This window comes from Shewanella sp. 1CM18E, assembly GCF_023161665.1.
GTDB lineage: Bacteria > Pseudomonadota > Gammaproteobacteria > Enterobacterales > Shewanellaceae > Shewanella.
This window is the reverse complement of sequence record NZ_JALNTW010000003.1, coordinates 1-19,427: the sequence shown is the minus strand read 5'-3', so window position 1 is coordinate 19,427 and position 19,427 is coordinate 1. Positions and strand designations below refer to the sequence as shown.

The 19,427-nt window shown below is 44.0% G+C and carries 15 protein-coding genes; 14 read left to right on the top strand and 1 reads right to left on the bottom strand.

All coding sequences use genetic code 11. From position 1 onward, the window contains the following. Window positions 1-25 precede the first annotated feature (25 nt). From MSG37_RS05670 to MSG37_RS05635, 8 genes are all read left to right on the top strand, one after another. Entirely contained in the window at window positions 26-985 is a 960-nt protein-coding gene (locus MSG37_RS05670) for a hypothetical protein (RefSeq protein WP_248469613.1), read from the top strand. Window positions 986-998: 13 nt separating this feature from the next. Further along, entirely contained in the window at window positions 999-1,898 is a 900-nt protein-coding gene (locus MSG37_RS05665) for a DUF350 domain-containing protein (protein WP_248469612.1), read from the top strand. A gap of 82 nt (window positions 1,899-1,980) precedes the next feature. After that, entirely contained in the window at window positions 1,981-3,762 is a 1,782-nt protein-coding gene (locus tag MSG37_RS05660) for a polyamine aminopropyltransferase (protein ID WP_248469611.1), read from the top strand. 91 nt (window positions 3,763-3,853) lie between these two features. Continuing rightward, the gene (locus MSG37_RS05655) at window positions 3,854-4,267 is read left to right on the top strand and encodes a DUF2170 family protein (RefSeq protein ID WP_248469610.1); all 414 of its coding nucleotides are present in this window, start codon (window positions 3,854-3,856) and stop codon (window positions 4,265-4,267) included. Between the two features lie 12 nt (window positions 4,268-4,279). Beyond that, window positions 4,280-4,969, top strand: coding sequence for a PspA/IM30 family protein (locus tag MSG37_RS05650; RefSeq protein WP_248469609.1), 690 nt, complete (start codon window positions 4,280-4,282; stop codon window positions 4,967-4,969). An 11-nt stretch (window positions 4,970-4,980) separates the two neighbouring features. Next, a complete protein-coding gene (locus MSG37_RS05645) occupies window positions 4,981-5,631 on the top strand; it encodes a DUF4178 domain-containing protein (protein WP_248469608.1) in 651 nt (216 codons plus the stop codon). Between the two features lie 120 nt (window positions 5,632-5,751). Then, window positions 5,752-6,081, top strand: a complete 330-nt coding sequence (locus MSG37_RS05640) for a hypothetical protein (protein WP_248469607.1) — start codon at window positions 5,752-5,754, stop codon at window positions 6,079-6,081. A 56-nt stretch (window positions 6,082-6,137) separates the two neighbouring features. Then, a complete protein-coding gene (locus MSG37_RS05635; protein WP_248469606.1) occupies window positions 6,138-7,001 on the top strand; it encodes a potassium channel family protein in 864 nt (287 codons plus the stop codon). Window positions 7,002-7,095: 94 nt separating this feature from the next. On the opposite strand, the gene MSG37_RS05630 is transcribed toward MSG37_RS05635, so the two are convergent. Further along, complete coding sequence (locus MSG37_RS05630) at window positions 7,096-8,583, bottom strand: CYTH and CHAD domain-containing protein (RefSeq protein ID WP_248469605.1); 1,488 nt, start codon at window positions 8,581-8,583, stop codon at window positions 7,096-7,098. Window positions 8,584-8,815: 232 nt separating this feature from the next. On the opposite strand from MSG37_RS05630, the gene MSG37_RS05625 reads away from it, so the two are divergent. The 6 genes from MSG37_RS05625 (at window position 8,816) to MSG37_RS05600 (ending at window position 19,328) form a co-directional block, all read left to right on the top strand. Beyond that, the gene (locus MSG37_RS05625) at window positions 8,816-9,496 is read left to right on the top strand and encodes a TIGR00153 family protein (RefSeq protein ID WP_248469604.1); all 681 of its coding nucleotides are present in this window, start codon (window positions 8,816-8,818) and stop codon (window positions 9,494-9,496) included. Window positions 9,497-9,520: 24 nt separating this feature from the next. Then, window positions 9,521-10,789 carry an inorganic phosphate transporter gene (locus MSG37_RS05620; RefSeq protein ID WP_248469603.1) on the top strand — a complete coding sequence of 423 codons (1,269 nt, stop codon included), beginning with the start codon at window positions 9,521-9,523 and terminating at the stop codon, window positions 10,787-10,789. A 164-nt stretch (window positions 10,790-10,953) separates the two neighbouring features. Then, window positions 10,954-11,529 (top strand): TIGR04211 family SH3 domain-containing protein, encoded by a 576-nt coding sequence (locus MSG37_RS05615; protein WP_248469602.1) that lies wholly within the window; start codon window positions 10,954-10,956, stop codon window positions 11,527-11,529. A 445-nt stretch (window positions 11,530-11,974) separates the two neighbouring features. Further along, window positions 11,975-15,169, top strand: coding sequence for a bifunctional proline dehydrogenase/L-glutamate gamma-semialdehyde dehydrogenase PutA (putA, locus tag MSG37_RS05610; protein WP_248469601.1), 3,195 nt, complete (start codon window positions 11,975-11,977; stop codon window positions 15,167-15,169). 318 nt (window positions 15,170-15,487) lie between these two features. After that, window positions 15,488-17,368: a methyl-accepting chemotaxis protein gene (locus tag MSG37_RS05605; RefSeq protein ID WP_248469600.1), complete on the top strand. Its 1,881-nt coding sequence runs from the start codon at window positions 15,488-15,490 to the stop codon at window positions 17,366-17,368. Window positions 17,369-17,447: 79 nt separating this feature from the next. Further along, entirely contained in the window at window positions 17,448-19,328 is a 1,881-nt protein-coding gene (locus MSG37_RS05600) for a methyl-accepting chemotaxis protein (protein WP_248469599.1), read from the top strand. Window positions 19,329-19,427: the final 99 nt, after the last annotated feature.

Sequence of the window (19,427 nt, the reverse complement as noted above, 5' to 3'; positions counted from 1 at the left end):
TAACATAACCGATTTTGGAGAGACTATGGCAGGAATGCTAATGCGCGTTCTCACCGTCTTAATGGTATTCGCCCTTGCAGGATGTGGCGATGATAGACCAGAGCAAATCGCCAAGTATCAGCAGCTAACGCAGCAGCGATTAGATACCTTGAGTAATATGCTTAATGACGGTCAGGTACGTAATGCTAATTTGCTTAAACAATACGTCCAGGTGTTAGAAAAGCAAAAGCCCGAATTAAGCCCGTTACTTAATGAGCTAGCTACCGACGCCACTAATCGCGGCCCGATGTTTACCTCGTTGACCCGGCGCTTAACCGATACCCAAAATGCGGCTAACTATGTCGATCTCGATCAGCAACTCGCTGAAGTAGAAAACCTCTACCAAGCGGCCGATCCAAGTCTTTTCAACGATATGTTGTCAGATCCACTTAACGTGGTCGCCGATATGTCTGATGGTGCGCTGGCGAGGGTTAACTCTATTAGCCGCGAAGCCGCTGCGCTTGCCAACGGTTCAGAAGACTTTGGTGCCGGTAGCCAATTAGTGGGTAACCCAGCCTATGGTAACTGGCAAACGGGCTCTAACGGCATGTCGTTTTGGGCATGGTACGGCATGTACTCTATGTTCTCTAATCTCACTCGTGGCCCAATCGGTTATGACAGATGGTCGAGCCGCCGTAATTATAGTTACTACAACGATGTAGGTCGTTACCGCTATACCTCGCCTAAACAGGCGCGCGCCCAGACCCAAACCTATGAGCGCACTAAAAAGCAGTTTAGCTCTCAAGGTAAAAAGTTTGATAGCCCGTATGCAAAATCGCGTACCGGTTCAACCAGTCTTTCAAGACAAAGTAGCAGTACCCCAAAAGCTAGCTCAACAGGACGCACTGCGAGCAGTAAGAGCAAGTTCCGCTCAAACTACTCTAAGGACAGCAGCTTCCGTAATTCCAGCAGTCGTACTACTCGCGGTGTTCGCCGAGGCAAATAATTAAGGAACTTTTATGACATTTTTAGACAACTACGGCCTCACTCAAGAGCTACTGATTATTCTGGCAATCGATATCGCCATTGCGGTGTTATTACTCACACTCATGCGTTATTTGCAGGGCTGGACGGTAAAAGTAAATAGCCGCCATGAGCTGGCTGAGAACGACAACTTTGCTTTTGGTATTAGTACTGCTGGCGCGGTGATGGCGTTAGGTATTGTGCTCACTGGCGCAATTACTGGCGAAGCGGCAGAGTCTTATTTAGTCGAAGCCATTGGCATGAGTGCATACGGCTTATTTGGCCTAGTGCTTATCAAGCTTGGGCGCTTTTTACATGACAAAATTGCCCTAAATAACATTGATAAAAACGCGCTGATTATTAAAGGTAATGTATCGGTAGCTATTGTTGATGCGGTTGCGGCAATTGCTACTGCGATTATCATCCGCTCAGTACTATTGTGGGCAGAAGACTTAACCATTTATACCTTTATCGCCATCTTTAGTGCCTTTGCGATTTCACAGCTGATGTTAGTGTTACTGACTCGCGCTCGTGAAAACCGCTATGCTAAGCGCAACCAAGGCGCGTCAATGCAAGATGCACTGGCACAAGGCCATACTGCGTTAGCGATTCGTCACAGTGGTTACATGCTAGCAATGGCCTTTAGCTTTAATGCTGCCAGTCATTTCATTATCTTTAATCCTGAAGCTTATATCGCCAACCTGATTGGCTGGTTAACCTTCTCGATTGTGATGTTAGTGTCGCTGTCACTGTTGATCACTTTGATCAAAAAGCTGGTACTTGCCAACATCAACTTATGCGAAGAAGTTGAGCAGCAACACAATATTGGCCTTGCTGCTGTTGAAGTGGCGATTAGCGTCTCTATCGCCATCATTTTGGCCGCATTAATGGCTTAACGGTTATAAGGGAGCACTTAACAGGCTCCCTTTTTCTTCACTGTTTACATTCTTTTATTACTCTCTAAGCAACAGACACTCGATGCAAACCGACTCAAATAACGCTGTTAGCGACAATCAATCTTTGCAGCAACAAGCCGCAGCCAAGCAAACCACAGCCAATCATTCCGGCACCGAGCAAACTATCGAGTCAGGTAAACTCGGCTGGTTTGATGACATTTTACTGCTAGGCATTATGGCGGTACTTGCTGGTTGTGGCCTGATCTATGAATACCTTTTATCCCATTATGCTGGGCGTATTTTAGGCGCGTTAGAAGCAGCGATTTACACCATGATTGGCCTGATGATCGTCTCTATGGGTTTAGGTGCATTTGCCGCGCGTAAAATCCGCTGCGCCTTTACAGGCTTTGCGGTTTTAGAGCTGTGTGTGGCTTTATGTGGCTCACTCGCGATTTTAATTACCGCTGCGGTTATCGGCTTTGGTCAGCAGTTGCCACTGATTATTGCTAACACTTTAGGTTTGCCAGCTGATCAGCTGCCCGATGGCGGCTTTATCGGCACCCTGCAAAAGCTAGCCGAGTACTTGCCATACGTATGGGGCGTTTTACTCGGACTAATGATAGGTATGGAAATTCCACTTATCGCCCGGGTGCGCCAAGCCATGTCAGAAGCTCACCTAATGCATAACGCTGGCACCATTTATGGCGCCGATTATATTGGTGCGGGTATTGGTGCTGCGATTTGGGTTGGCTTTATGTTAGCCATTGATATTCAGCTTGCCGCAGCATTAACCGCTAGTTTTAACCTGTTAGCGGGTTTTATCTTTATCTGGCGCTTCTGGCACCAAATTCGCCACGCAAAACTGCTGTTAACTGGCCATTTTGTGGCGAGCGGTATTTTAGTATTACTGGCTTTGCATGGCCCATCATGGGAGCAAAACTTCAATAACCTGCTGTATAAAGACAAAGTGGTTTATGCCAAGGCGACTCGCTTTCAGCAATTAACCTTTACCGAGCGTTTACGCGGCAATGGCTTAGGGCCGGTGCATTCCTTGTATATCAATGGTCGCTTGCAATTCTCAAGCAGTGACGAGCATATCTATCACTCATTTTTAGTGCACCCAACCATGGCCGCTAGCGCACGCCATGACAAAGTATTAATTATTGGTGGCGGTGATGGTTTAGGCCTAACGCAAGTATTGCAATGGCAACCTAAGCAAGTCACCTTGATGGATCTCGATGAAGAACTCGTAGGGTTATTTATGGATCCTGCTAGCGATATGCCAGAGCATTTAAGTGATGCATTACTGGCGCTTAATCAAAACGCGCTGAATGATCCTCGGGTACGCATTATGTATGACGACGCCTTTAATGGCGTAGATAAACTGCTGGCAACCGAGCAAAAGTTTGATGCGATTATTGTCGACTTGCCCGATCCTAGCCATCCCGATCTGAACAAGCTTTATTCCGATGCTTTCTATTTGAAGCTTAAGGAACTAATGAGTAATGACGCTGCCTTAACCATACAGTCGACCTCGCCTTATCATGCACCTAAAGCATTTATTTCGGTGGCTAACACACTAGAGCTGGCAGGTTTTAATGTGGACCAATACCACCACAATGTACCAAGTTTTGGCGAGTGGGGTTGGAGCATTGCCACCTTAAGTGGTAAAAGTGCACGTAATAGATTAAACAATATGCAACAGCTACCAGTGAATGATCCTTGGTTAACACCAGGGCTTATTCACGCAGCTTTTGAATTTCCGGGCAATTTCTACCAAGATAAAGCCCAGATTAAGCCCAATGTTTTAGGTTCAAGCCAGCTGTATCAATACCATCAGCAAGCTTGGTTAGAAAATCAGTAGAGTTTATTTTTGAATCGTAAAGATAGCCCTTGACATATTATGTCGCGGTGTTATCTTTAATCACAGACATAATATGTCAATAAGGACAAACATGAATATCCACACAATTGCCAACCACCTAAATGAACTTGGCGACAGCAGCCAGACTGGCTTTCAATTTGACTGTTATCCAATTGCTGGTGACGTGGAAGTCTTACAAGTTAACGTTGTTGGCCGTGAAGAAATTCCGGTATTTGTATCGGTCACGGACAACCAGATCCTTTGCATCAGTTACCTATGGGGCGAGGACGAAGTGAATCAAGAACGTCGTGCAGAGATGTTTGAGACTATGTTAGAGCTCAACATTCCAATGCCACTATCATCATTTGCAAAAATTGATGATAAATACGTGGTTTACGGCGCGCTATCAGTGCAATCAAGCATGCAAGAAATTGAACAGGAACTGTCTGTTCTTTCTGATAACTGTCTCGAAGTCATCGACGAACTAGTCGATTACCTGAACTAAAGGAGCCATATTATGGGCATTCTAAACAAAATTCTTACGGCGTTTCGTGGCGGTGCTACTGAAGTTGGCCAAAGCATCGTAGATGCAAACTCAACACGTATTTTTGAACAAGAGATCCGTGATGCAGAGAAACACCTAACTAAAGCTAAGCGCGACTTAACAGAAGTGATGGCAAAAGAGATGCAAGCGAGCCGAGAAGTGGATCGTCTAAAGCGCTCTGTTGCTGAGCATGAAGGTTACGTAACTCAAGCGCTTGAGAAAGGTAACGAACCATTAGCGCTAGAAGTGGCTGAGAAAATTGCCGAGCTTGACCAAGAGCTAAGCGATCAACAAGCTGCAAACGAAAGCTTTGGTGCTCACGCAACTCGTCTTAAAGAGCTTGTACGCAAAACTGAACGTCAAGTTGCTGATTACCAGCGCCAGCTGACTATGGTTAAAACCACTGAAAGCGTGCAAAAAGCGACAGCAACGATTACTGACTCGTTTGCGGGCAGTAACTCTAAGCTACTCAACGCTAAAGATTCACTAGAGCGCATTAAGGCTCGTCAGCAATCATTTGATGACCGCCTAAAAGCGTCTGAAACTTTGGCTGAAGAGAACAGCGATAAAGCGCTACACGACAAACTTGCAGAAGCCGGTATTGGCGAGCAAAAGTCTAACGCTAACGCTGTACTCGATCGCATTAAAGCCCGTAAAGGCTAAAGGAGACTGGCGTGGGATTTCTAAGCAGCCTATTTGGCAAAAAAGAAGCACCTAAACGTCAACTCGATCACCCATCAAAACTCAATAAGGGAGACATGATCTCCCTTGATGACAGTTTTGCATTGCCGCCACAACTGCGTGGGCAGCAATTGCGAGTTGAAGCAGTGAATACTTACGAGTATCAACGCAAACAACAAACTGAATGGGTGTTAAAAGGTCACGGTAACGACACTATCTTTCTCAGCCTTGATGAAGATGATGAAACTTACCTTGGCCTCTCGATTAAACTTAATCGAGGCCTAGTTGAAGCGCTGTTCGATTTAGATCAATTTAGTGAGATCTTCGAAGAGCCAGGTAAAGCAGAGCTAACCACTAAAACATTGTCGGCTGACTTGCATGATTATGAGCAGTGGTTATCAGCGCACTACCATCAAGTGAGTTCAGGTGATTTTGGCTATTTCCACCGCCAAGACTACCGCGGCCAAAAGCCACCTCAAGATGCCGATGGTGCAACTGGTGATGCCTTTGAAGCATATCAATTACTCGATGATGATGAAGATAAAGCCATTGACGTTGAAGTCTATGAGGGCGGCGAAACCGATGTGATGTTAACCATCTATCGCCCACTATCTGATATCAGAGATTATTGGCCTGGCGCATAAATAAATGGTTCTAATACATTATTGTATTAGAACCATTTTTGTTTCAGCTCCGATGAGTGGTAGCATGGAGCATATTCCGTTCGTTCGATGACGGATAAGTAAATTTTAGGTACCGCACGCATGACCAAACAAAAAAATCCCTTACCAGCGCAATGGCAGCAAAACCAAAAGGCAGCCAAAGCAACCCAAATTGCTTTTGATATGGATGAAAAATTCCAGTACGCAATCCGTAAGGCGGCACTTGATGCAGGCGTGAGCCCTTCTGATCAAATTCGAGAAATATTGGGTCTCAGCGTGACGAAAAGACCAAAGCGTCCGCGCTTGACTGTGTCACTTAGCCCTAGTGATTACGAGATTTTAGCTGAAAAATATCAGTTAGCTGCCGAGCAACAGCTTGAAATTAAAAAGCATGTGCTAGACGACTTGATTCAATTTAGCGCTGAAAAATAGCGCCTCAAGGTGTTTATTGAACCAATAAGCTGCACCGACAACGATGGACCGCGATAATGGTAAATACTAAGCGCTGGTTAATACAACCTGATACTCCCCCCACGCCACTGCAACTGGCGATGATGTTACTATCGCTGCTATCTGTAATACTCGTGTTAGTCATTACATTCGGTCGCGTTGATGGCGAAACCCGGCGCTTACTGTTTTTTATCGACACCTGCATCTGTTTGGTGTTTATGTCTAATTTCTTTTTTGAGCTATTCAAAGCCAGTAGTAAAGCCGAATATCTCAGGCACCATTGGATAGACTTTGTGGCCAGTATTCCCGCCATTGAAGCACTACGAATGGCGCGCCTATTTCAAATTTTACGTGTTGTCAGGCTAATCCGTACTACGCGCTCACTCATTGTGCCCATGCTCAAACAGCGCCGCCAAGCTACCGTTGCCAGTTTGCTGGTCGCGCTAATCACCATTTTAACCTTTGCCTCTGTATTAGTACTGATAGTTGAAAGCGGTGTTGAAGGTGCCAATATCGACACTGCAGAAAGCGCCATTTGGTGGGCACTAGTGACGATTTCTACCGTGGGTTATGGAGATTATTATCCGGTGACCACGGCTGGGCATATTATTGGTGGTGTGGTGATTGTTTGTGGTGTGAGCTTTTTCGGGGTGATCTCCGGTTATATGGCATCAGTATTTGTTGCCCCTGATGAAGCAGAAAAACTTGATAGTCACGCAGAAGAAATTCGCTGTGAGCTCAATAACAGCCTACTTCGTATGGAAGCTAACCAGAAAAAGCTACTGGCTGAAATCGATGAGTTAAAACAAACTATCGAAGAAAAGATCGAAGACAAAATTGACGACAAGCTTGAAGATAAATTAGAAAGCCACCTAGAAAATAGACTTAACGCAGATAAGTAGTTAGCTCTTTAGCACAAACTCACTATCTCAAAAAGCAAAAAGCCCACTGTAATGTGGGCTTTTACGTTTTATATTGCGGCGCGCTTATACATAGTTAACGCCAGTACGGCTCATTTTTCAATGCACTGTGGCGAGAGAACTCCATCGCTTGCACTAAGCTTTGCTCTTTATTCTCTAACCACTGGCTTATATCTAAATAAGCTAGCTCGCTAATGGTTTTAAGTTGACGATATGCAGCTAGGGTTCTAATCCCCAATGCTAAGTCTTGCCAAGGCGCTCTAAATTGATCTCGCGATTTTTCAGGATAGAGACCACCGTAAGCCACACCAACAAAAATACTGTCATCTAGCGCTTTAGCCACTGAAAGGTAATCTGAAGTGCTGAGATCATCATCTTGTGGCATAACAGCTAAAATCTTCTGCCAAGAGTTTTCCTGCATTTGATCGGCGAAATGTTTCAAATCTAACTGTCTATCAATCGCCACAGAGCCATCAATCAATTGAGTTAATAGATCAACTAAATGCACCTGCAGTCTGCCATAACAAATATCAGCAATGAGTTGCTCAACCTCGCCAACAATATCGAGCTGTTGCAGTTTATCTACTGCCACATCCACTAAGGCTTGATACTGCGGTAGTTTCGCGACTAAAGCGGCTCCTTCATCAATAATGCCAAACAAACTTAGCACTTCTTCAATAAAGTTAAGTCGCTGTTCAATATAATCAAAATCGGTTTGAAACGAGTCTTCGAGTAAACCAAATTGTTTGAGCGTGTTTTTAAGCAAACGAATGCATGCTCGTAAACGATAACTCAACATAGGCAGCGCTAGCGGGTCTTGTTCAGGGTCGAGCAACATAGACTCTATGGTTTGCCAGCGATCTAGCCCCAGTGTTAATAGGTTAATCGCCACTTGCTTTAAACTTTGTTGTGGCTCAATTTCAATAAACTTAAGTGGGTCTATGGTATCAGGTGTATGTTGCCCAGCTAATCGATAACCTCTTTGGGCTTTACTTGCTTTACCCAAACGCACAGGTATTTCGCGGCTAACAATACCTGCAAGCGCTAACAAAGCACTGGTATCACCAGCTAATAGTTCAAATTCGAGTTCGCAAATAGCATCGACCGCTTCATCAACTCTTATCTCGCCTATGTCTAATGCAACCTCAACCAAACTGTCTTCAACAAAGATATGCCAACGCTGACGAGTGAAGTCAGTATTAAATAAACAGTATAAATTTGTCTGAATTTGCTCCACATTGGCATCATCTGGCCAAATATCAGCAGGGAATAAATTTAATTGCGGGAAATTTTGATCTACATCAACATTGTATTCAGGACGTGAATGGATCCCGCCAACAACCTGACCTTTAGTCTTAATTGTCTGCTCTAAATGCTGATTAATCCCTCTAATTCGCAACCCCATGTCCAACTTTCTTAACGCTAAATCAGCGGTGTCAAAGTAGCCATTGGTGAGTTCTTCTGTACCTTTAGCATCACAATTAGGTAAGCTATCTAATAGTTTTATAAGGCTTTTCTTGTCATTTTCGTTTAAGAAAAGTTTGAGTTCGATCTCAGCTTCCATCGATGCACCATTCACCTTGTCATCAAAAATTAATCAATCTGTCATCAAAGTTACATACTGTAATATTTCTGCAATAATATCCCCGTAGGATCCGCTTTGCAGTTAGGATATAACTAGCTAGAATAAAAAACTGTCTATTTAAATCGTAAAACACAGTTTTAATACGCGGCCGCTTGAGTTAACATGCGCCCGCTTTTTCCAATAGTGGAATAACCAAAATAGGTACACGGCAATGCCAGTAAACTCTATTTTAGGCGTGTTTGCAAAATCGCCAATTAAGCCTCTTCAAGAGCATATCGACAAAGTATACGACTGTGCGTCATTACTTGTCCCATTTTTTGAAGCTACTGTCGCAGGAGACTGGGACAAAGCCGTTCAATTACGTAAGCAAATTAGCCTTACAGAGCAAGAAGCTGACTCACTAAAGCGTGAGATCCGTTTAACTCTGCCAGGTGGTTTGTTTATGCCTGTTGAGCGTACTGACTTACTGGAGCTACTTACCCAGCAAGATAAGATTGCTAACAAAGCAAAAGACATTTCAGGCCGTGTTATCGGTCGACAACTTGAGCTACCTCAAGCTATTCAAGAACCATTTATCGCTTACTTGCAACGCTGTATTGATGCAGTTTCGTTGTCAAAAGAAGCAATTAACGAACTTGATGATCTGTTAGAAACAGGTTTTAGAGGCCGTGAAGTGGATCTTGTGGCAAAAATGATCGGTGAACTCGATTCTATCGAAGAAGATACCGATGATTTACAGATTAAGATCCGTAGACAGCTTTACGCTATCGAGTCGGAACTCAATCCGGTAGATGTCATGTTCCTCTACAAGATAATTGAGTGGGTTGGTGACTTGGCAGATCTTGCTGAACGAGTCGGTTCTCGCTTAGAGCTAATGTTAGCTCGCGTCTAATCAAAAGATTATCAAGGTAACAAAATGGTTGATGTATTAGTCACCAACGGCCCATGGCTTATTGGTATTGCGGCTGTATTTGGATTTTTAATGGCATGGGGTATTGGCGCAAACGACGTTGCTAATGCTATGGGAACCTCTGTAGGTTCAAATGCTATTACAATTAAGCAAGCGATTATTATCGCTATGATCTTTGAGTTCGCAGGTGCGTATCTTGCTGGTGGTGAAGTTACCAGCACTATTCGTAAAGGCATTATCGACTCAGCTTACTTTATTGATTCACCAGAACTACTGGTTTACGGCATGATCTCTGCGTTACTTGCTGCTGGTATCTGGTTGATCGTTGCGTCAGCACTAGGCTGGCCTGTATCTACTACTCACTCTATTGTTGGCGCTATCGTTGGTTTCGCGGCAGTGGGTGTGGGTACCGATGCAGTTGCATGGGGTAAAGTTGGCGGTATCGTTGGCTCTTGGATTGTAACACCTGCAATATCTGGCTTTATCGCCTTTATGATATTCCAAAGTGTGCAAAAGCTTATCTTCAACACAGATAACCCACTAGAAAACGCTAAGCGTTATGTACCTTTCTATATGGCTCTTGCGGGCTTTATGATGTCACTAGTGACAATCACTAAAGGTCTTAAGCACGTGGGTCTGCACTTCAGCACAGCTGAGGCGTATGGCTTAGCAACATTGATTGCCGTTACTGTTGGTTTTGGCGGTATGCTTGCGATTAAGCGTCTTAAAATGGACACTAGTGCAGACCGTCAAACTCAGTTTGGTAACGTTGAGAAAGTATTTGCTATCTTAATGGTTGTAACTGCATGTTGTATGGCATTTGCTCACGGTTCTAACGACGTAGCTAACGCGATTGGCCCTCTAGCAGCAGTTGTTTCTGTTGTTGAAAGCGGTGGTCAAATCAATAGCACTGCAGCACTTGTTTGGTGGATTCTGCCTCTTGGTGCTATCGGTATCGTAATGGGTCTAGCTATCTTTGGTCAGCGCGTAATGCAGACTATTGGTAAGAACATTACTCACTTAACGCCAAGCCGTGGTTTTGCAGCTGAGCTTGCTGCAGCATCAACAGTTGTTATTGCTTCTGGTACTGGTCTACCTATCTCTACTACACAAACACTTGTTGGTGCAGTTCTAGGTGTGGGTATGGCACGTGGTATTGCAGCAATTAACATTGGTGTTGTACGTAACATCGTAGTTTCTTGGGTTGTTACTCTTCCAGCAGGTGCTGGTCTTTCAATCATGTTCTTCTTCATGATTAAAGGTATCTTTAACTAACACCTGAGCACGATGAGTACCTCTGGTACAGCGTGATGATGAGGGAAGTTTGATATTTTTTGTATCAAACTTCCCTTTTGCGTTTTATCCCCCTTTTTGCTACTTGCATTAGCCCCCTGAAATCCCTAGCATGTGGGCTAAATTTCGTAGAAGAGAATAGATTAGTGTTAAGAATTCTAGTTATTGTGGGAATGATGTTACTTTCCCCTTCTTTACTTGCTGCAAACCAAACGCGCTACATCTCTGATGATGTTTATATCTACCTTCATGGTGGACCGGGAACTCAATTCCGCATATTGGGTAGTATTGAAGCTGGGCAACAAGTGACTTCTCTTGAAGAGACTCAAGGCGATTACAGCAAGATTGTTGATCACAAAGGTCGTGAAGGCTGGATCCAATCAAAAATGCTCAGCAAGTCGACTAGCTTGCGTGTTCAACTACCAGCAATTCAAGCTGAACTTGAGCAAACTAAAGCTAAACTTGAAACAGCACTAAATACTAGTGACAGCAATGCTGAAGAGCTAAGCCAAGTGAAATCTCAATTGGCTGCAGCAGAGAAAGCACTTTCAAGCGCTAGCTTAGAGCGTGACAACGCCAAAGCAACATTGGCTAACATGCAAAAGAATGAACGCTTTGAAATGTGGAAACAAGGTGGTTTTATTGCTGCCGGTGGTTTACTTCTAGGTATTATTTTAGTGTACCTACCAAAGCCACAGCGTAAACCTAAAAATCGCTGGTAAAATCCCGCAAGAATGACTGCCAAAATAATTGGGCAAATAGTCTAAAAATGAAAGCCTGTGTTGTTAACATGGGCTTTTTTATTGCCGCTAACCCGTTGCTAAAAAATCACAGATAACGAATCGTAATTCAAAGCGGTCTTTTGCTCACATTAAACTCCTTAGAAAATATCAATCTCGCTAAACATTAGTAAAACCACTGATAAAAACCGCAAAATTCAATCGTTCAGCGATTTTATTAACATTAGCGCAACCCTTTATATCACTGGGCTAGCGCACTTTTTACTCAGCGAAAATCAAACGTTAATCACATCGGATGTCACAAAGGTGTCCCCCGTCACATTTTGTATGTATAATCGCCGCGAGAACGCCTTAGATTGTATACAAAAGAAAAACAGTCAAGGCCAATCGACACAATTATTCAAGCAATTTTGCCCATATGGCCTAGATGGAAGTGATTAATATGTTCAAAGCGAGTGAAGTACTAACTGGGCGTTATGACTCAGCCGATCTCAACGAACTGTTCCAAGCGATCAGCGATAACTATATTGTCGATGAAGAGCAATATTTATCAGATTTGATCAAGTTGGTTCCTTCGAGCAATGAAGAGCTCAATCGTGTGACTAACCGTGCACATGAGCTAGTTAATAAAGTCCGTCAATATGACAAAAAAGGCCTAATGGTCGGTGTCGACGCTTTCCTACAGCAATACAGTTTGGAAACCAACGAAGGCATTATTTTAATGTGCCTTGCAGAGGCTTTATTACGTATTCCAGATTCAGATACTGCCGATGCGCTAATTGAAGATAAACTGTCGGGCGCTAAGTGGGATGAACACATCAAAAAGAGCAACTCTATTTTGGTGAACGCATCAACTTGGGGACTCATGTTAACCGGTAAAGTGGTTAAACTTGACCACGATATTGATGGCAAGCCAAGTAGCCTACTTAATCGCTTGGTCAACAAGGTTGGTGAGCCAGTTGTAAGAAAGTCGATGCTGGCTGCCATGAAGATCATGGGTAAGCAGTTTGTACTTGGGCGCACCGTAAAAGAAGCGCTTAAAAACAGTGTCGATAAGCGTAAGATGGGTTATACCCACAGCTATGACATGTTAGGCGAAGCTGCACTCACTAAAAAAGATGCCCAAAAATACTTTGAAGAATACTCAAACGCGATTGCAGCCTTAGGTAGCCAAAATTACGACACCAGCAATGCACCTAGACCAACCATCTCAATTAAGCTCTCTGCGCTACACCCTCGCTATGAAGTAGCTAATGAAGACAGAACCCTGACCGAGCTATATGACAGCTTAACCCGTCTGGTTCAGCAAGCTCGTAGCCTAAATGTTGGCGTTTCAATCGACGCTGAAGAGATGGATAGATTAGAACTATCATTAAAACTCTTCCAAAAGCTATACAACTCAGATGCCGCCAAAGGCTGGGGGCTGTTAGGTATTGTTGTTCAAGCATACTCAAAGCGTGCACTGCCAGTACTATGTTGGCTAACACGCTTATCAAAAGATCAAGGTGATGAAATACCGGTACGCTTGGTAAAAGGCGCGTACTGGGATAGCGAGCTAAAGTGGTCGCAGGAAAACGGTGAAGCTGGCTACCCACTTTATACTCGCAAAGCGGGTACCGACGTTTCTTACCTTGCTTGTGCAAGATACTTACTATCTGACGCCACAAAAGGCGCCATCTACCCGCAATTTGCCAGCCACAACGCACAAACTATTGCCAGCATTACCGATATAGCAGGCGATCGTGATTATGAATTCCAGCGCCTACATGGCATGGGTGAAGAGCTATATGACACGCTACTTGCCGAGAGCGGCGTTAAAAAAGTCCGTATCTATGCCCCTGTTGGTGCTCATAAAGACTTGCTGCCTTACTTGGTTAGACGTTTACTTGAAAACGGCGCTAACACTTCGTTTGTTCACAAGTTGGTCGATCTTAATACACCGATTGAGTCGTTAGTGGTTCATCCTTTAAGAACCCTTAAAGATTACAAAACCTTAGCTAATACTAAAATCGTGTTACCAGAGGATATATTTGGTCCTGAGCGTAAAAACTCTAAAGGGATCAACATGAACATCCTTTCTGAGTCGACTCCGTTTTTTGCCGAACTAGATAAGTATAAAGATGTCACTTGGAATGCGGGTCCTTTGGTTAACGGTGTAACGCTTAGCGGTGAAACTAAAGAAGTTGTAAGCCCATTTGATACCGACCGCTTTGTTGGCAATATCACTTTCGCTGATGAACAAGCAGTTGAATTGGCGTTTGCTAGTGCTCAGGCCGCTTTTCCAGCTTGGTGCAACACCCCTGTAGAAGTACGCGCTAATGCACTATTTAAACTGGCTGATTTGCTAGAAGAACACCGCGAAGAACTGATTGCACTTTGTACCCGCGAAGCAGGTAAGAGTATTCAAGATGGTATCGATGAAGTCCGTGAGGCTGTCGATTTCTGTCGCTACTACGCAGTCAATGCCAAGAAGATGATGGAAAAGCCGACATTGCTACCAGGACCTACGGGAGAGCGTAATCAGCTATACCTCGAAGGCCGTGGTATCTTTATCTGTATTAGCCCATGGAACTTCCCATTAGCTATCTTCTTAGGTCAAGTGACAGCCGCGCTAGCGGTTGGTAACACGGTTATCGCTAAACCCGCAGAGCAAACTTCAATCGTTGGTTACCGCGCCACACAGCTTGCCCATGAGGCTGGGATCCCGAAAGAAGCATTACAGTTCCTACCGGGCACTGGTGCGACAGTTGGCGCAGCGATTACCTCAGATGAGCGTATTGCAGGCGTATGCTTTACCGGTTCTACCGCCACCGCAAAACAGATTAACCGCACACTTGCTATGCGTGAAGGGCCAATCATCCCAATTATCGCAGAAACCGGTGGTCAGAATGCAATGGTGGTGGACTCTACTTCGCAACCTGAGCAAGTGGTTAATGATGTCGTGTCATCCTCATTCACCAGTGCAGGCCAACGCTGCTCAGCGCTACGAGTATTATTCTTACAAGAAGATATTGCCGATCGCGTACTCGATCTGATGAAAGGTGCCATGGATGAGCTAACCATTGGCGATCCACACTTTATAAAAACTGATGTTGGCCCAGTGATTGATGCAACAGCGGCGGCTAACCTAAATGCCCATATTGAGCATATTAAGCAAGTAGGGAAGTTGATCAAACAGGTCGAATTGCCGCCTGGAACCGAAAACGGCCACTATGTTGCACCAACAGCAGTAGAAATTGATTCAATCAGAGTATTAGAGAAGGAACATTTCGGTCCGATTTTACATGTGATCCGTTATAAGTCTTCTGAGCTAGAAAGAGTAATTGAAGAAATTAACTCGACCAACTTTGGTTTGACCTTAGGGATCCACAGCCGCAACGAAGCTTACGCCTTAAAGCTAGCTGCAAAGATCCGTGCTGGTAACGTTTATATCAACCGTAACCAAATTGGTGCAGTAGTTGGTGTTCAGCCTTTTGGTGGTCAAGGCCTATCTGGTACTGGCCCTAAAGCCGGTGGTCCACACTACCTCACACGCTTTATAACCGAAAAGACTCACACCAATAATATTACCGCTATTGGTGGTAACGCGACGTTATTGTCTTTAGGTGATAGCGACGAGTAACCTACATAAAACCATAGGTTAATAACTAAAGCCGGTTACTTTGTAGCCGGCTTTTTTGTATTTAGCTAACACTAAACCATGCTTTTTTAATATTCAGACAAGCAATAACCAGCATAATACACACTCCGCTACACTGCGTATTTAATAAAGTTGCTTATTATTTGAGATAACTCACTCAATATACTGAACAATCTATATACTCAACTTTAACTATTGCTCTATAATGCAGCGGATTTTTCTAGCGCACCTTTACGCTAAATATTTACTATTTACTGGCCTAATCAGCGAGTAAACCTTAATTTTATCAGTGATAAAACAATGAATCTTTCGATAAAGAACAAGATCCAACTTGCTGTATTAATCATAATTTTAGTGATTAGCACTACTCTAGCCAGTATTTCTACTCGTCAACTAACTCAAGACACTGAAGTAGCGATTGCAGACCGCTTTAGATTACATGCTGAAGCCGTAAGCAATAATATTTTTAGTTGGCTAGAAGATAAACGCCGCATCATTATTGCTAACGAAGACAGAATTAGTCGCGGTCATGACAGTGATAGAGAACTATTGTTAACCCTAAACGGCGGCGGCTTTATTGACGTTTATGCTGGTTTTGATACTGGTGATATTATCTCTGGCGATAAAACTCAGCCTTGGCCTGAAGATTATGATCCACGTACCCGCCCATGGTACAAGTTGGCGTATAACAGCAATGAAATGATCGCCACTCCGCCATATATTGATATTACCGGCGCAGCGGTTGTGACTTTAGCCCAGCGCTTTAACGGCGTAATGAATGGCGTGCTAGCAGCAGACCTAAGCATTGGTTATATCACTGAGCAAATTAACAACCTCAACATTGATAATGCTGGTTTTGCGTTTTTGCTTGATGAAAACAATAAAATCCTAGCGTTTCGCGATAGTAGCTACGCCCAAAAAGACGCTTCTCGTCTCGCAAAAGTGCTAACCCCAGCTCATATTGAAACCTTGCTTAACCAAGGCGAAATAAACACCATTGAATGGCAAGATGGCACAGATAAACTTGTACGCCTAACCAACTTACAAGGTACTAAATGGACCTTAGGTATTGTTGAAGATAAAGCTCTCGCCTATGAAGCAATTGAACAGCAAGTGCTACAATCATTAGCGGTAGTTGCAGTGCTAGCCTTGCTTATTCTGTTATTGGCGTCGTTTATCGTCAATCACATGTTCAAGCCACTACAGCAGTTAACCGATGCCATTGAAACCCTGTCTAAAGGTAATGGGGATTTAACTCAGCGTTTTGCTGCGACCAAACAAGATGAAATAGGCCTACTTGAAAGCCATATGAACCGCTTCTTAGAAAGCCTGCAAGTGATGGTTAAAGCTATTTCAAGCGATACAGAGCAGCTGATTAAGCAAATTAATGAGTCGTCAGATATTGCAGCAAAAGCCAGCGAAGGGGTTAATGGTCAGCACCAAGATGTGGATCAGATAGCAACTGCTATTCACGAGATGTCAGCGACTGCCAGTGAAGTGGCAAACCATGCTGAAATGACAGCAAACGCAGCGCAAGTATCGACTCAAGCATGTATTGAAGGCAGCGACGTTATTAGCAAAAACAGTGAATCGATTGAGCAGTTATCACTGCAACTAGGTGATGCATCATCAGTGGTCTCCGCTCTCGAGCAAAATGCAACTGACATCAATCAAATTCTATCGACTATCCAAGCAATTGCTGAGCAAACTAACTTGCTTGCGCTTAACGCTGCCATTGAAGCTGCCCGAGCAGGTGAGCAAGGGCGAGGCTTTGCAGTTGTAGCTGATGAGGTACGAGTATTAAGTCATCGCACTCAAGACTCTACCGAAGAAATTAGAACCATGATTGCGACCTTGCAGCAAAATAGCCAGCAAGCAGTAAGCTCTATGGCATCAAGCACTGATATCGCTAAATCAAGTGTTGAGTTTGCAAACCAAGCTAAACAAAGTTTAGAGCGCATTACTAACTCTATTACTGAGATCAATGATATGGCGACCCAAATTGCCAGCGCAGCTGAAGAACAACGCGCAGTGTCAGAAGATATCAGCCGCAATACTCAAGCAATTAACGATACCTCAAACGAGCTGTCGTCGCAGACTCAAGAGGTCAGCGACAACGCGCAGATGATGCTGCGCACCTCGAGTGAGCTGAGCGATCGCGTATCACGTTTTAAAATTTAGCCCATCTCAATGCTAAAAGCCCTGCAACAGCAGGGCTTTTAGTCGTTACTGAAAATAAATAATCAACCAAAAATATACAATGAACCTTACGATAAAAAACAAGATCCAGCTTGCCATACTCATGGTAATTATAACGATTACCGCAACCCTAGCGGTGATATCTGTAAACCAGTTACAGCACAACACCGAGCAAGCCATTTCAGATCGTTTCACTCTGCAAGCAGATGCAGTAAGTAATAACATTGCTAGCTGGTTAGACAGCAAAAATCATATTATCGATGCCAACGAAGCCCGCTTAGCCCAAGGCGTTAGCAGTCAAAGCGACCTAGAGTTAAGCATAGAATCTGGCGGCTTTATTAACTTATACATGGGGTTTGATAACGGCTTAGTGGTATCGGGAGACAAGTCCGTCAACATTCCTGCTGATTTTGATGGTCGCAGCCGCCCTTGGTATCAAGATGCTTATCGCAGCCATGGCATTATCACTACCGAGCCTTATGTTGATATTTCTGGCGATATCGTGGTGACCTTAGCTAAGCGCTTTAACGGTAGCAGTAACGGCGTATTAGCAGCCGACTTAAGTATTGGCTATATCACAGAGCAAGTGAGCGATTTGAATATTGCCAATGCAGGCTTTGCTTTTTTACTGGATGAAAATAATAAAATTCTTGCCTTTAGAGACAGCAGCTTCGCTCAGCAAACAGCTAATAAACTCGCTAAAGGACTTACACCAGCCTATATCCAGCAGCTACGCCAAACTGGTGAGATCAGCACTATTGAATGGCAAGATAGCAAAGACAAATTACTGCGCTTAACTCCTCTTAAAGGCACTGCTTGGACACTAGGCTTAGTTGAAGACAAATCTTTAGCCTACGAGGCTATCCAAGAGCAAGTTATGCAGTCTATCTTTGCAGTCGCTTTACTGGCTTTTATCATTTTGGTTATCGCGACATTAATCGTAAACAGCATGTTTAAGCCACTGCAACAGCTGACCAAAGCGATTGAAACCTTATCTAATGGTAATGGCGATCTAACGCAACGTTTTTCAGCAAACAGACTAGATGAAATTGGTGAACTTGAGCGCCATATGAACCGATTCATCGCAAGTTTACAGCAGATGATCAAAGCTATTTCTAATGATGCCGAGCAGTTGATCAAACAGATCCATGACTCATCAGATATCGCCGCTAAAGCTAGTGATGGCGTCAATGCTCAACATCAAGATGTTGATCAAATTGCTACCGCTATCCACGAAATGTCAGCTACCGCTAGTGAAGTGGCTAACCACGCTGAAATGACCGCTAATGCAGCGCAAGTATCAACTCAAGCCTGTATCGAAGGTAATGAAGTGATCAGCAAAAACAGCCAATCTATTGGTCTATTATCAGAGCAGTTAGGTGATGCGTCACAAGTGGTGTCAGCCCTTGAAGCTAACGTTACAGAGATCAATACGATCCTATCTACCATTCAGGCGATTGCTGAGCAAACTAACTTACTTGCGCTAAATGCTGCGATTGAAGCTGCACGAGCTGGCGAGCAAGGACGTGGCTTTGCCGTTGTTGCCGATGAAGTACGAGTATTGAGTCACCGCACTCAGGACTCTACCGAAGAGATCCGCAATATGATTGCGACCTTGCAGCAAAATAGTCAACAAGCGGTAGCATCGATGGCATCGAGCACAGAAATTGCCGATAGCAGTGTTGAACTTGCCAACCAAGCCAAGCAAAGCCTAGCGCGTATCACTGACTCAATTACCGAAATCACTGATATGGCGACCCAAATTGCCAGTGCAGCTGAAGAGCAACGCGCCGTGTCAGACGATATCAGCCGTAATACCCAAGGTATTAGCGAAACCTCGCATCAATTATCAGCGCAGACCCAAGAAGTTAGCGACAATGCTCAGATGATGCTGAACACTTCTAACGAACTCAGCGAGCGAGTATCACGCTTTACTATTTAAAGCTCGCCAGTAAAAGATCCACCTTCTGAAGAAGGTGGCTTTGATATAACTCCCTAAAAGGGAGCTTTCCTACCGTGCGTTAACAAGACGCCGTAAATA

Coding starts and splice junctions, on each gene's coding strand:
- MSG37_RS05670 (WP_248469613.1), top strand. CDS start 26: ATGGCAGGAATGCTAATGCGCGTTCTCACCGTCTTAATGGTATTCGCC.
- MSG37_RS05625 (WP_248469604.1), top strand. CDS start 8,816: ATGCCAGTAAACTCTATTTTAGGCGTGTTTGCAAAATCGCCAATTAAG.
- MSG37_RS05650 (WP_248469609.1), top strand. CDS start 4,280: ATGGGCATTCTAAACAAAATTCTTACGGCGTTTCGTGGCGGTGCTACT.
- MSG37_RS05660 (WP_248469611.1), top strand. CDS start 1,981: ATGCAAACCGACTCAAATAACGCTGTTAGCGACAATCAATCTTTGCAG.
- putA (WP_248469601.1), top strand. CDS start 11,975: ATGGAAGTGATTAATATGTTCAAAGCGAGTGAAGTACTAACTGGGCGT.
- MSG37_RS05640 (WP_248469607.1), top strand. CDS start 5,752: ATGACCAAACAAAAAAATCCCTTACCAGCGCAATGGCAGCAAAACCAA.
- MSG37_RS05630 (WP_248469605.1), bottom strand. CDS start 8,583: ATGGAAGCTGAGATCGAACTCAAACTTTTCTTAAACGAAAATGACAAG.
- MSG37_RS05600 (WP_248469599.1), top strand. CDS start 17,448: ATGAACCTTACGATAAAAAACAAGATCCAGCTTGCCATACTCATGGTA.
- MSG37_RS05620 (WP_248469603.1), top strand. CDS start 9,521: ATGGTTGATGTATTAGTCACCAACGGCCCATGGCTTATTGGTATTGCG.
- MSG37_RS05665 (WP_248469612.1), top strand. CDS start 999: ATGACATTTTTAGACAACTACGGCCTCACTCAAGAGCTACTGATTATT.
- MSG37_RS05605 (WP_248469600.1), top strand. CDS start 15,488: ATGAATCTTTCGATAAAGAACAAGATCCAACTTGCTGTATTAATCATA.
- MSG37_RS05655 (WP_248469610.1), top strand. CDS start 3,854: ATGAATATCCACACAATTGCCAACCACCTAAATGAACTTGGCGACAGC.
- MSG37_RS05635 (WP_248469606.1), top strand. CDS start 6,138: ATGGTAAATACTAAGCGCTGGTTAATACAACCTGATACTCCCCCCACG.